This is a genomic window from Paraburkholderia sp. SSBN10T (genome assembly GCF_056619545.1).
On the sequence record NZ_JBWQQI010000011.1, the window covers coordinates 227,221 to 240,600 of the forward strand.

12 protein-coding genes are annotated in these 13,380 nt (G+C 57.8%); 5 read left to right on the forward strand and 7 right to left on the reverse strand.

Annotated features, from left to right (window positions below; translation table 11 throughout):
• Positions 1-12 precede the first annotated feature (12 nt).
• The 4 genes from AC1ECK_RS18985 to AC1ECK_RS19000 all read right to left on the reverse strand — a co-directional run bounded on the left by AC1ECK_RS18985 (position 13) and on the right by AC1ECK_RS19000 (position 4,415).
• On the reverse strand, positions 13-1,899 hold the full coding sequence (locus AC1ECK_RS18985; protein WP_480321503.1) for an anthranilate synthase family protein: 1,887 nt from the start codon (positions 1,897-1,899) through the stop codon (positions 13-15).
• The gene (locus tag AC1ECK_RS18990; protein ID WP_480321505.1) at positions 1,896-2,522 is read right to left on the reverse strand and encodes an isochorismatase family protein; all 627 of its coding nucleotides are present in this window, start codon (positions 2,520-2,522) and stop codon (positions 1,896-1,898) included. The genes AC1ECK_RS18985 and AC1ECK_RS18990 overlap by 4 nt, the downstream gene beginning before the upstream one ends.
• Positions 2,523-2,619: 97 nt before the next feature.
• A complete protein-coding gene (locus AC1ECK_RS18995) occupies positions 2,620-3,222 on the reverse strand; it encodes a pyridoxal 5'-phosphate synthase (protein ID WP_480321507.1) in 603 nt (200 codons plus the stop codon).
• 47 nt (positions 3,223-3,269) lie between these two features.
• The gene (locus tag AC1ECK_RS19000) at positions 3,270-4,415 is read right to left on the reverse strand and encodes an acyl-CoA dehydrogenase family protein (protein ID WP_480321509.1); all 1,146 of its coding nucleotides are present in this window, start codon (positions 4,413-4,415) and stop codon (positions 3,270-3,272) included.
• Between the two features lie 319 nt (positions 4,416-4,734).
• On the opposite strand from AC1ECK_RS19000, the gene AC1ECK_RS19005 reads away from it, so the two are divergent.
• From AC1ECK_RS19005 to AC1ECK_RS19015, 3 genes are all read left to right on the forward strand, one after another.
• Complete coding sequence (locus AC1ECK_RS19005; RefSeq protein WP_480321567.1) at positions 4,735-6,426, forward strand: ABC transporter ATP-binding protein/permease; 1,692 nt, start codon at positions 4,735-4,737, stop codon at positions 6,424-6,426.
• 26 nt (positions 6,427-6,452) lie between these two features.
• Positions 6,453-8,198, forward strand: coding sequence for an ABC transporter ATP-binding protein (locus AC1ECK_RS19010; RefSeq protein WP_480321511.1), 1,746 nt, complete (start codon positions 6,453-6,455; stop codon positions 8,196-8,198).
• A 243-nt stretch (positions 8,199-8,441) separates the two neighbouring features.
• Positions 8,442-8,624, forward strand: coding sequence for a hypothetical protein (locus AC1ECK_RS19015; RefSeq protein WP_480321513.1), 183 nt, complete (start codon positions 8,442-8,444; stop codon positions 8,622-8,624).
• A 155-nt stretch (positions 8,625-8,779) separates the two neighbouring features.
• Here the strand turns inward: AC1ECK_RS19015 and AC1ECK_RS19020 are convergent, their stop codons facing one another.
• Positions 8,780-10,003 carry a heme-binding protein gene (locus AC1ECK_RS19020; protein ID WP_480321515.1) on the reverse strand — a complete coding sequence of 408 codons (1,224 nt, stop codon included), beginning with the start codon at positions 10,001-10,003 and terminating at the stop codon, positions 8,780-8,782.
• 858 nt (positions 10,004-10,861) lie between these two features.
• Between AC1ECK_RS19020 and AC1ECK_RS19025 the strand changes: the two genes are divergently transcribed.
• The gene (locus tag AC1ECK_RS19025; protein WP_480321517.1) at positions 10,862-11,842 is read left to right on the forward strand and encodes an HNH endonuclease; all 981 of its coding nucleotides are present in this window, start codon (positions 10,862-10,864) and stop codon (positions 11,840-11,842) included.
• A gap of 27 nt (positions 11,843-11,869) precedes the next feature.
• Positions 11,870-12,280, forward strand: a complete 411-nt coding sequence (locus tag AC1ECK_RS19030) for a type II restriction endonuclease (protein WP_480321520.1) — start codon at positions 11,870-11,872, stop codon at positions 12,278-12,280.
• 62 nt (positions 12,281-12,342) lie between these two features.
• On the opposite strand, the gene AC1ECK_RS19035 is transcribed toward AC1ECK_RS19030, so the two are convergent.
• Together AC1ECK_RS19035 and AC1ECK_RS19040 are read right to left on the reverse strand one after the other, a co-directional pair.
• Positions 12,343-12,678 carry a BrnA antitoxin family protein gene (locus AC1ECK_RS19035; RefSeq protein WP_480321522.1) on the reverse strand — a complete coding sequence of 112 codons (336 nt, stop codon included), beginning with the start codon at positions 12,676-12,678 and terminating at the stop codon, positions 12,343-12,345.
• Entirely contained in the window at positions 12,641-12,946 is a 306-nt protein-coding gene (locus AC1ECK_RS19040) for a BrnT family toxin (protein ID WP_480321524.1), read from the reverse strand. Before AC1ECK_RS19040 ends, AC1ECK_RS19035 begins: the two co-directional genes overlap by 38 nt.
• Between the last annotated feature and the right edge of the window lie 434 nt (positions 12,947-13,380).

A 13,380-nucleotide genomic window follows, 5' to 3' on the forward strand; every position in this document is an offset into this window, starting at 1 on the left:
TCGTTTAACTGACTAATTGACTTGCGGTAGCTGCGAGCCGGTCGCTTCCAGCAGGGCTTGAGAGACGATCTCGATTCCGTGTTGAGTCAAGACCGACTCGGCGTGGAACTGGATCGACGAAAAACCGCTGCCCCGCAACGCATGCACTTCGTGTGAACTCTCATCGCGGCAGACTTCGACCAGCGTATCGCCGTGCCATAGTTCGTTGTCGTGATACGTCGCGTTGAAGGTGTTGTAGAACCCGACGCGCTCCAGGGTGCCGAAGTAATTGATCTCGCGCTGCACGCCCTGATTCGGCTGGCGCCGGCACACCAGCGGCAAACCCAGCTCCAGGCACAGCAATTGGTGACTCAGGCAAACCGCGAAAAACGGTTTGCGCTGTTTGAGGCTAGCGGAGATTGCCTGGCGCAGCGCCCGAATCCGCGGGTCGGCGCTGTTATGAGGGTCGCCCGGGCCGGGGCCGAAGACTGCCAGATCCCAATCGCCGTTGTGCACGCGTTTATCGTCATAGTGGGCGATCGAGATCTTCAGCCCCATCGCGCGCAATTGCTGGCCGAGCATGGCGGTAAAGGCATCCTCGGCATCGATGATCAGCAGTTCCCGCCCGGAGAGCCCAGGGATGATCTGCCCGCGCTGCTTCGCATCGGCTTGCCAGAACCTGGAGATACCGTCGTTGCGGCTCTGCAGCGCGGAAATCACGATCGGATTGCTGGAGAAGTCCGGCGCCGAGTTTTGCCCGAGCGCATTCAGAACCGCGAGTGCCTTGGTGCGCGTTTCTGCAGCTTCGGACTCGGGATCCGAGTGCCTGACGATCGTCGCGCCGACCGAGATGCGCAGCGAACCGGAACTGTCGATGTCCGCCGTGCGAATCAGAATTGCCGAGTCAAGTTCGAGCTTGTCTTGCGCATCGCGGCCGAGCAGGGCGAGGACGCCGGCGTAATAGCGCCGTCCTTCGGGTTCATACTTCGCGATCACCCGGCAGGCGTTTTCGATCGGGCTTCCAGTCACCGCCGGCGAGAACAGCGTTTCGCGCAGGATTTCCCGCGGATCGGCATCGGTTTCGCCTTCGAGCACATACTCGGTATGGGCGAGGCGCGACATCTCCTTGAGGTGCGGACCGATCACTTTGCCGCCGTTCTTGCAGAAGCGGGCCATCATCTTCAGCTCTTCGTCGACGACCATGTATAGCTCGTCATTTTCTTTCTTGTTCGCGAGGAACTCCACGATCCCCTTGAGCGTCGGCCCGGTGGGTGGGTAGCGGTACGTTCCGCTGATCGGATTCATGCTGGCCACGCCTGCCTTCAGGCTGACGTGACGCTCCGGGCTCGCCCCTATCAGCGTTCTTTCGCCGGTGTGAACGAGGAACGTCCAATAGGCGCCGGTCTCGCGGCGAACCAGGCGGCCAAATGCGGTCAATGCAGTCTTAAGCGAGTACCCGGCAAGCTCGGCCTGGAACGTACGCTTCAGAACAAAATTGGAGCCTGCACCCGTGCCGATCTCATTGGCGATAATCTCGCTGACTTTTTCCGCATAGGCGGCATCTTCGACGTCGAAGCGACCTTCCGAAATATCGATGTTGCCGTCGGGCCAGTGGCGCAACGCCTCGTCGAGCGGTACCGTCTGCCGGCGCGCAACGCGAATCACGCGAAGCCGTTCGCCGTCGTCGACACTCGCATAGCCGCGCTCGGCAAGCTGGCGGTAAGGAATCAGCGCGATCGCGGCGGGGCCATGCTGGCCGGGCGGCGGCACCGGTATGTCGTTTAGCGAGAGACAGCTCACGATGTCGCCCGCATGGATTTCCAGCACCGGGGTGCGGGCAGCGTCTGCGCGAACCAGCAGGGCAAAGGCGCCGAGGCGCTCCGGTGCTTCACGTAGCAGCGAAAGTAGGGTCTCGCTCATCGCCACACCTCTTCGGTAAACGCCACGACTGCGCACGCTTGCGCGGCATAGTTCAACGCCATCAAATGGCTTTCTCGCGTGAAGTCGGCAACGGCATCGGCCACGATGAAGGTCTCGATGTCGTTGGAGTACGCTTCAATCGCCGTTGCCAGGATGCCGATGTGCGCATACACGCCGCAGATCACCAGTTGATCGCGTCCGGCTTCGCGCAGTTTGTTAAGCAGATCGGTCTTGAAGAAAGCGCTGTAGCGCCATTTGGTGAAGATCCAGTCGCCATTGCGCGGCGCCAGGTCTCCGGGAATCTCGCGGTCCACCGGATCCACTTTCATTCCGGGGCCCCAGAAATCCGTCAGCAGTCCTCGTTGCTCGACGGTCATCCCGCCGGGTTGCGCGGTGTACGCAATCGGCACGCCGAGCGCGCGTGCGCCGCTTACAAGACTTTCCACCTTCGCAACGAGCGGCTGGGCGAGGGTGTCGCCCGGCAACGGCCGCAGGAAGAACGGCTGCATGTCGTGCACGAGCAGGACGGCCCGTTCGGGGTCAGGGCGCCATCCGGCGATATTGGCACACACGTCCGTTCGTTGCGGAAGGTGATACGGATCGATGGTTGGAATGCCTGCCATCTGTTTCTCCTGATTCGATTGAAGTTGGATCCAGGCTTTGCTGGGTCTTAGGCTGTCTGAAGCTGGCTGATACAGCTCGTCGACGGCGCCGGTGTCATTACGGTTGAAGCCGCCGGTTGGTCCAGTCGGATTCCGTGACCTCATAGCGCAGCCGCTTATACAGACGATCGGGAGCGAACTGCCAGAACTCGACAGCCGACGGGCGCAATATGTAGCCCAGCCAACCCTTGGGTCTCGGCAAGGCACCCGCCTTGCGAGCCTCGAGTGCATCACTGCGCAGCGCCTCCTCATCTTCCAGCGTGGCGCTTTGGCTGCTGACCGTGGACATGGCGTGTGACTCGATCGGGCGCGCCGACCACAGCATGTCGGAATCCCGGTCGGGCAGGGGGGCCACAATGCCGGAAACAATCGCCTGGCGTTTGGTCTCGCGCCAATACAGCACGCCGGAGGCCCAACCCGTTTCTGCGATGTCCTTGCCTTTCGGGCTGTGCGCGTGCGTGGCAAAGACGAGGCCGTCGGGCCTGATCTCAAGCACCTGGATAATGCGGTTGGACGGCCGGCCGCTTGCGCCTGCCGTGGCTAGCGCCATCGCCCCAGGTTCGGACGCGCTGTTCTCGATTGCGTGGTCGAGCCATGAGCGAAGAAGCGGAACGGGATCGTGCGGCGGAGCGTCGAAGGTTGATTCGTCGGTGATGTGCATATGAGTAACGCCGTTATGTTTCAGTTGAGGCCAGGTTTCGAAAATGCCTAAGCGCTTTCCAACGTCCTTGCCTGCCCGGTGCTGTTTGCGAAGCGCGTCGACCAAACCGTCCGTGTGTACTGGGCGAAGTTGAATTCGGGCCGCAGTCCGACATGCGAGGTGAGCGTTTGTACGTCCCGCCAGTGCTGCTGCAGGGCGTTGTGCGAAAAATGGGTATGGCTGCCGCCCAGCCGAAACAGACGGTTGATCGCAGTCAGCACCAGCTCCGCGGCCAAAGACGCGTCGCGGGCATTGCGAGCCACCAGCGCAGCGGGCAGCGCGCCTACGTCGATGGTTTGGCAACCGCGCTCGATCAGCAGTTGCGCGGCGTCGAGTTCGGCGGCCGATCGGGCATAAATGCTTGCAAGCTCACCGACCGGCGGTTCTCCTTGAAAGGTATGGCTCCATGTTTTCAACGCCGCCGTCGCCGCGCCGAGCGCGCACGCCATAAACAGATGAGGATCTGCGCCAATCGGCGAGACCTGATAACGCGGCCCCTGCGCATAGGCGGACTGACCGCTCCATAGATCCCTCTTCAGGAACGTCATTTGCGCAGGGACGAAAATCTGATCGAGAACAATCGATTTACTACCCGTTCCACGCATTCCTAAGGTTTGCCAATTATCAATAATTCGATACGAGGATGCCGGAACGGCCGCGTATCGAACCGCCTGTTCGTCGCCGATCGGTTCGATGCACAGCAGGGCCCATGAAGCAAAGTCAATGCCGGACAAGAAGTGCCACTCGCCGGAAAGCAGCCATCCATCCTTGCTCGGGACAACCTTGCCGGTCGACCGGAACGACGCGGAGATCGCGACGTCCGGCCCGTTTCCCCAAATCGCCCGCTGGCTTTGTGTCGGCAGGTAGGCCGCCATGCGGCCCGTTACCGCGCAAATCGCTCCGCACCACGCAGCCGACGTACATCCGGCGCCAACCGTGCGAAGCCACGAAACCAAACCGGTGAACGGCCCACTGAGCCCACCAAAGGCCTGCGGCACAAAATAGCGAGCGAACCCTTGTGCAAGAAGCACCTCGACAACTTCCGCAGCGATGCGCCGATTCTGTTCGGCACTCGCAGCGTGTTTCTCGGCAACCGTTCGCACTTGCTCCGGAGAGACTGGCTCGCAAACAGTCTGGTCCACATGTTCTGACATCTGCTCATCTCCTTGAAGATGACTGCGGTAAATGTTTGGTTATTCCGCCTGGAATCTCTAACTGATAATGCGGCATGCAGCGCTTTCATGGCGCGACAAACCCTCTTATGCACTATCGGTCATTAACGAAATCGAAACGCTATCAACCTCGATTTCATGGCCTAAAAACCGGCTAATAATGCTCTTCGCATGTACACCTGATTGACTTCAGAGTCGCTGTTGCAAGCCAGATGTTCACGTGTTAGTTTTATTATGACTTTAGGTCAGTCATCGCCAGTCATAATGGGTCGGAGAGGTAATGGAAATCAAGCTAGTGAAAATGATAGGTCGACTTGGCGTCAGAACGAACGTGGTGCTTGGGGTAGTGGTAAGCGCCGGCTATGTGCTTCAAGGCGTCCTCCTTTCCTTCGCATTGACGCAGATTTATGAGGGCGGCAGTACGGTAAAGACGATCCGATGGATTGCAGCAGCGGCTGCTGCGGTTGCGGTGCGTTGTGTGCTGGTTTGGGCGGCGGAGGTCGCCGCCCAAAGAACCGCGCGCAATGTCAGGCGCCAGTTACGCGAGCGTCTGTTGCAGAAGCTATTTGATTTAGGCCCTGGCTTTGCGGCGCGGAGCAAGGCAGGGGATTTGCAAAGCACGATCGTCGGTGGAGTCGAGGCACTCGAGGTGTATTACAGCGGGTACATTCCCGCTGTCTTTATCGCATTGATCAGTTGCACGGGCGTGGTGCTTTGTCTTGCGTGCTTCGATTGGCGCTCGGCGTTTCTGCTCGCCGTTTTCGTGACTGCGTTGCCGGTCGTCGACAGGCTCTGGCTGCGCTGGCGCATGCCGAAATCGTCAGGTGTGTTTGCGGCACTAGGCGAATTTGGAGCTTACCTGCTCGACAGCCTGCAGGGTATTGCGACGCTCAAGGCGTTTGGCGCTTCGGCTATCCGGCGTGAGAGTCTGGCACAACGCGCGGCCGCGCTGCGTCGCGAATCGATGGCGACGCTCTCGGTTACCTTGGCGCGCACCGGGTTGACGGCGTTTGTCTCGCTGGGCGGATTTGCGATTGTGGTGAGCGCCGTGGCCTGGCGAGCATCGGTTGGCGAAGCGGGGTCTTTGGTCGTGCTTACGACGCTGTTTCTCGCACGCGAGGCGTTTCGTCCGCTCGAGCGCCTGGAAAAATCGCTTCATGCGGCATGGGCCGCAGGCGGCGCGGCGGGGCCCATCATGGCGCTTCTTTCGGAGGTGCCGGCGGTACACGAACCGGCCGCGCCGATGCCTGCGCCCGCCCGTTCCGATATCGTCTTCGATAGTGTGACCTTCACGTACCCCGGCTCCGACACACCGGCACTGAATTCAGCGTCATTTTCGATACCCGAGCGCGATTTCGTCGCTCTCGTCGGGCCGTCAGGCGCGGGGAAATCGACGGTCGCCGCGCTTTTGCTGCGGTTTTTCGACCCTCAGGCGGGCAGCATTCGGGTGGGGGGTATCGACATCAGAAACCTGGCGAATGCGGACCTGAGGGATCTGATCAGCATCGTGCCGCAAGAGACGTATCTCTTTCACGGCACCATCGAAGATAACCTGCGCCTTGCGAAGCCCGATGCGACCAGCGACGAGATTCGGGCGGTGGCGAAGGCCGCGCATATCGACGCGTTCATCGAGAGTCTGCCGCAAGGCTACGCGACCGAGGTCGGCGAACGCGGCGCGCAGATGTCGGGAGGGCAGCGTCAGCGTATTGCCATCGCGCGAGCGCTACTGAAGGATACGCCGATACTGGTGCTCGACGAAGCAACCTCGAATGTCGATCCAGCAAGCGAAAAAGCGATTCAACAAGCTTTGGCCGAGCAAGCCCGCCAGCGGACCACCGTGGTCATCGCTCATCGCCTCTCGACGATCCGTGATGCCGATTCGATTCTCGTTCTCGAAGACGGCACGGTGCGGGAAGCCGGACACCACGAGGATCTGGCGCAGCGCGGCGGACTCTATTCCAGGCTGGCCCACGCCGATGGAGAACTCGTATGAACGAAGTACAAGCCGATTCGACTGCGATGCCCGGTCAGATCGCAGAACGCGGGTCGGGCCTCGGTGCGCTCCTCGTCCTGGGGTCATCACGCAAGGCCCTGTTGTTCCTGACGATCCTGGCGGGGCTCGTCGCCCAGGCGGGAACGGTGACGAGTATCGCCGCCGGCGCGTGGCTCGTAGGCGGCGCGCTTACGCATGCGGCGCCCGTCGCGCTCGTGCCGGGGTTCTGGGTTCTTGCGCTATCGGTGGCGGCAGCAGCCATTGCTCGCTGGTGGCAAGCAGACGTATCGCACGATTTTGCCTTTGCGTTAATCGAGACGTTGCAGGTGCGCATCTATGACGGGTTGGAGCGCGCCGCCCCCGCTTACGTACTTGGGCGGCGGACCGGCGATCTTGCGTCGATCGCAACCACCGACGCCGAGTTGATGGAGCATTTCTTCGCGCACATGCTCGGCGATTACGTCGGCGCGATTATCGTGCCGGCCTGCGCATTGGTCGCGCTCTTCTTCGTGCACTGGCTGGTGGCGCTGGCGCTATTTCCATTTGTTCCGTTGCTTGCTTCTGTGCCGCTTTGGCTCGCGGGACGCGCCGATGTCGAGGGAGAAAAACTGGCTGCGGCGGTGGGTCTTCTCAACGCGGATGTCACCGAAAGCATTCAGGGGCTGCGTGAGCTATCCATTTTCGGGCACAGCGCCGCCCACCTGCACCGGTTGACAGAAAGATTCGCCGCCGTCGCGCTCGCGCAGCGCCGCTACGGATCACGTGCGGGGTTGCAACAGGTCGCAATGGACGGCTTGTTTGCGCTTGCCGTACTGACCGTCGCGTCAATGGGTATCTGGCTGTTGGGCGAAGGGCGCCTGCCACCCAGGTTTCTCCCGCTGGCGATCGCACTTGCGGGTGGCGCGCTGATGCCGGTGATGGAGGTCACGCTGACCGCGCGAAAACTAAGCGCACTGAAGGCGGGAGCACAGCGTATCGTGACGATCCTCCGGCAACCGTCGAAGGTCGAAGATCACGGCCATGCCGCCGAACCGGCGGACGCTACGGTCGACTTCAAAGAGGTGAGCTTCGGTTATGGCGGGGAACGCAACGCGGTCCTCCGCGACGCGACCTTTACGATACGTCGCGGTGAAACGGTTGCGCTTGTCGGACGTTCGGGCGCGGGGAAAAGCACCTGTGCAAACTTGCTGCTGCGCTTCTGGGACGTGCAGGGAGGCCGCATCAGTATCGGCGGGCAAGACCTGCGCGACTTGCCGCTCGCGACGCTGCGCAAAATGGTGTCCGTGGTGCCACAGGACGTCCACCTGTTCAATGAATCCGTTGCCGACAACATTCGCCTCGGCAAACCGGAAGCCACGCAAGAGCAAATCGAGCGCGCGGCTCAGCTTGCGCAGGCAGACGGATTTATCCGGGCACTGCCGCACGGCTATGCGACCGTCTGTGGCGAGCGCGGTGCGCGCCTTTCCGGCGGACAGCGGCAGCGCATTGCGGTGGCGCGGGCCTTCCTGCGCGACGCACCCATTCTGATTCTCGATGAAGCGGCCTCGAACCTCGACGCCGAAAGCGAGCGTGCGCTTCAGATGGCAATGGAGCAGATCTGCCGCGACCGCACCGTGCTGGTCATTGCGCATCGTCTTTCTACTATCCGGGCCGCGGATCGTATTCTCGTGATCGAGAACGGCCGGATTGTTGAAGAAGGACAGCACAGTGATTTAGTGGCCAGGAACGGTGATTATGCGCGGCTTGTCGCAATGGCAGGAGAGGTGGAGTAGTTTGCGCAGCGGACCTGGATTTCGCGACTGTTACGTGTTCAGTTGACGGTGCTGCAAGCCTGGCGATCATGATTTCGGCGAGCTCGGTCGACGATTGAGAGGGCGGGCTGAGCGTAAAACTCAGGCCCGAGCTTGATCCTACGCTTTCACGAAAAGGACTTGTCTCAGCCCGCCGCGTTCGGACAGAAATTCGCATGGTTCCTGGACACACAGCGCGTTTCGGCGTCGCATAAGAATCTCTTGATGAATCTCGTCTGGGACGTCGCGGCGAGCGAGCACGCAACACGTTCGCTGGTTTTCGAAGAGCAGCACGCGCTTGGCGAGCCGCTGCTGCGTGACCGGATGGTGCTGGACTACGACTATGGTGTGCATACGGATCTGATTCGCAGCTACATCGGGCTTGCGCCAACCTCGCTTAAGGGGTAACGCCATCTTTGGATGGTGCCCCGCGCCCAAGTGAGTTTTGAGCCGCTTAGGCACGGAGGATGCGATCGTTGGCTTTCATCGCAAGGTCATTTTTCTAAACGAGCGATGTGGACAGGCCAGGCCATTTCACTAGCTCATCAAAGCCGTTGAAAAATTCAGCCGAACGTCTTTCTTAGTGTTGCAACTGATATGTGCGGCCACCCTAGATTGACAAAGGCAGGGGCGGTCGGCGGGGTTGTCGCGGGCGGATTAAGAAGGTGAAATATCGGAAAATTCAATATCACCATTTGTGCGTACTGAAGCTGAATCAACTCGTGACCGGTGGCTTTATTTGTTGCCGTTTCGACCCAAAAAGTGGCGTAGACAATTGCCGTCTCAGCGTTTTCTGCAGGCTCCGGCTTTCCTCCGACGTTAACAGGGGCCCCACCAAGAAACTGAATATTTTCAATCCCTCCACCGAATTGCGGTAAGCTAACTGAAGTAGTCGGACCTGCTGGACCACTGTTTGGGTTTGTCAAAAATGTGATTGGGGTCTGGCTGGCAATATTGAGTGAAAATCCCGAAAATGTATAGCCTTCGCTGACAAGCTTGTCGATGTCTCTTTGCAAAAGAACAATAGGATCGTTAATCAAGTCCTGATTTTCTGGTGTGTCGGGGATTACTGGTTCAGGCGGAACGGTCTCGAAGGGAGTTCTGGTATTCAGATTAAACACCGCCTGCAGGGCAGGCGGAAGCGGTACCGGCGCTGGTGGAATGCTCAAATCATACTGAGGAAAGGGTGTCGCAGGAATCTTCGGAGCGGTAAGCTTTTCAGATGAGCCAGCAGCATTGAACACGATGGCGGGCGCGTTTGGCGGCACCGCAAAGGGGGTACTATTGAAAGACGGAAATCGCGAAAAACTGTACTCAGCGCCGCCCGCCTTCAGCACTGGTGTCCCGTTAAACGGTTCTGCGACACCCTGCGCGAGTATCGAGTTCCCATGCGGGATGTTGCCCATTCGGGCGACGAGTTGCGAGGGAGCAGGGACGTTATCGACCGGAAACTGGGTGTTCGGTTGGGTAATCCAGATGCCGGGCTCAATGTGCAGTGCTCCGTCGTAGCCTGCATCACTAATTTTTTGCAGATAGGTCAGGCCGAATAGCTCAATATCATCCTGGCCGAAACCGCGATTCGGAACCGGCGACCCAATAGGCTCAAACACCAAGGTCTCGCGGGTATGATTCAACTGAAGATAGAGGTCTGTTTTGTCGTGAAAATCCGGGCGGGCGATAAGATTGAATCCGTGTCCTTTCCATGTGCCGGCAAGACCTGCAAGCAATCCCAACCCAGCTGTAATGTCGGCGGGAGTAAAACGTCCCGATAGTACTCTTGGTGACATGACTTGCTCCTCGGTATCGGTAAGTAATTTTTTATAAATCGCCCGCAATAATTAATCAATCATCCCTGGCCAGTGAAATCAATCAAAATCTTGAATATTAAAGAACTGGTCAATTGGGATAGCCACAAGCCAACCTCCCAAGGCTTCGGGTAGATCGGTCATGCTCAATAATCTCTGCCCCAGACAAGCCTCTCCTACTCAATGGTAAGGCAGGAAACTTCTCAAAAAATGAACTTTCGTCAGATGACAATGGTGCGTGAATGAAGATGGTTATAGCATTCAGCCCAATATTTTCAAGATATTAAATCGATATCAAGAAAAATCCTGATAGAGCTGCTTCCCCGCACGCGCAATTCTCCAGTTTCGAGCAGCAAGTCCACCGTGGATGTTTTGCTTAATTATCTGTGCTTCGGATTTTGTCTGAAAAGCACTATTCGATTTCTCACTAGGACGGAGAATTGTTGCGCTGGAAGAAATGCTCGATCTGATCCACGTAACCGGCGATACCCCGGTCTGGCAGCAGGGGTGAACGCCGTATTTCACGCAATGTCATTTGCTTCGCTGGAAACATCAGTTGAACGTGGATTGCCGTTTTTGGGTGCTCTGCCAGTCTGCCTTGGTTGCGTAAATCGCAGTGGCTCGCTGAGGTATCTGCATTGCGTGCCGACCGGGAATGTGGCACGCTACGGCGCAATAATAAACGAGCATCCGGACCATAATGCTTACGTCTAGCTGTCGACGCCACGACCTAAATCATTTTCCGTATGTGTTCAAGCACGCATCGGGCAACAATCTCACTTATCGCCCGGAGGCATAGTGGCAAGTCCGCGTGTATGGTCACTTCTCACGATCGACGGGATGCGTCAATACGGTGGAAACGCGGGATATGAGGATGACCCATCTTCGGTCTACCGCTACGATAGCAACGTCTCAAATTACCGGCAGATATCTGAGGGTGACGTCGTAGTCGTGCGCTCCCGGATCAAGATTTTGGGCATGGCGAGAATTGAGAGGATCCTCACGGGTGAGGGTGAAAAGGAGCGGTTGCGCTGTCCGAAGTGCGGTATTAGCCAAATCAAGGAGCGCGCCACGATGCAACCGCGTTGGGCGTGCCGGGACAATCATACTTTCGACACGCCCAAGCGTGAAACGGTCAACGTCAAGACGTTCGAGGCATATTACGGCGGAACCTTTCGTCCGTCACCGCATGCGTTGACGATGCAGTTGTTGAATGACGCAGTCATGCGGCCGAGCGACCAGATGTCGATCAAGGAACTCGATCTCGCAAAGCTCGAGGAAGTCCTCAAGGAAGATATCGGTTGTCACCAACTTGTGGTGCAGTATGCGGATACGATCACCCCAGATGCTATTGGGCAGGTTGATAAGGACTTTGAGATACCTCGATCGATTATCGAGGCACGGCGACGCGTACTGCGAGAGGTAAATCTAAGGCGAGGGCAGCCGCAATTCCGGGAGCGGCCTGTCAGGCGCTACGGCAAAGCATGTCAAATAAGCCGATGTGCTTTTCCCGGCCTTATCGAGGCGGCTCACATTACGCCGTATGCCAAGACAAACGAAAACGGTGTTCAAAATGGACTATTGTTGCGCAGCGATTTGCACATATTGTTCGATCTGGGACTGCTGGCCGTCGATCCTGCCAGCATGACCGCTGCATTGCACCCTGCGCTGCTGAAGATGGGATACGCTTCGTTTGAGGGGGTGCCGCTCTTCACGAACGGCACCAGCGGACCGGACCACACCGCACTAATTGAGAGGTGGGAGTTCTTCCGCGCTCGTCTTTCTTATACCGAGGAAGATGAAAGTGCAGTTTCCCAATGAGTTCAATTGCCGAGTGTGGAGAAGACAATGGCGAATAAACCGATTGCTCTTACACGTGCGTGCATAAAACTGCTGTCCGCGACTGAAGCCGACCCCAAAACGTCAAATCAACACGAGTTCAATGGTGTCGCTCAGCTCCTACAGATTTTCGGGGCCGAAAGCTTTGAAAGGCAGGCAATCTTCTCTTTGCGTGGTGAAGATCTCTGTGATACCGCAGACGTAACTTGGTACGACGCTAGGCAGAGACATCCCAAAAGATCAGAATACCGCCTTTATTTTCAATCAAACAAGGTAATGACGCGCGCTCATGAGGGAGACAACATCCTAATTGGCTTCGACGCAACCGATCGGCTGCACTGTGTCTTAATACCAAGTGGCGCTGCTGGATACCGGAAAGACGCGGTCAAGTGGGAAACTGCGGCGGATGCTAGGGCTTAATTCTTGATCGTGAGAAGAGAAGGGCAGACGGACAAGAAAAAGCCCGCCGAAGCGGACTTTCATCACATCATACCGTGCGATTTAGCATAGTCGCGCAGCGCATCGTTCATACGTGTCTGCCAGCCTTCACCGGTTGCACGAAAAGCGTCGAGCACATCGCGATCGTAGCGGACACTAGTAGCCACCTTGGTAACGTCGGCCGGTGGTCGGCCACGGCGTTTCAATAGTTCGGTCGCGGCGTCTTCACCGATCCGCTTTGGAAGCGTTTCACGTGCTGGTCGCATCCGTCGAATTTCTTCGGTGCTCAGTTCACGCGTGTCAGGATCTGCCGCGATGCCACGATTGATCGCGACATCTTCCTCATCGGCCGGCATCACGATAGTGCGTTTGCTCGACATAATCATTCACCTCACGTTTGTTTGCCTTGCGAAGGCTGATGGCACGCAGCGTTTCGCCGCGCACCTTATAGACCAGACAATAGACACGATCGCCGATCAAGCCGTACGCGATAAAGCGTTGCCCGCCGTATGCGTAACGGTCATCAAGAGCGTCGATTGCGCTGTCCCATTCGAAGCTCTCGGCAAGAGCCAGTGAGACTCCGTGCTTGCTGCGATTGATCTGGTCCTTGGTTGGATCGAATTCGATCCCTTGTAATTTATTGTACATACGATAAATGTTTGATGCAAGGCTAGGCGACACGTGGCGACGTCTCTTGTTCATCCGCCGTTGGCTGTGTTGAGTTGGGTTCAGAAAAGCTCCGGCACCCACCAGGGTACGCGCTCGCGACCACCCAGCCAGTCGCAACGCGGCGTTCAGACCGACGGAGTTCGCATGCAAGGTCCTTAAGGCAGAAGCCTTGTGCGTGGTACGCCATTTCGCGGAGCTTCGGATATTTCATGGTGCTTTTCTTGTAAGAGATTGAAGAAGACACGCCTCGGACATGCTCGCGCAATCCTTTCATTTAGCATACACAAAGAGCCGACGCGAATCCGATCTCTTATTTAGTCAGCATTCAAATATTGATAATTTATCTTATGTCAAATTAAGAAAACCCGATCAGACTCTTCAGCATGACTGCCACTTCAGGTTCCCATAAGGTC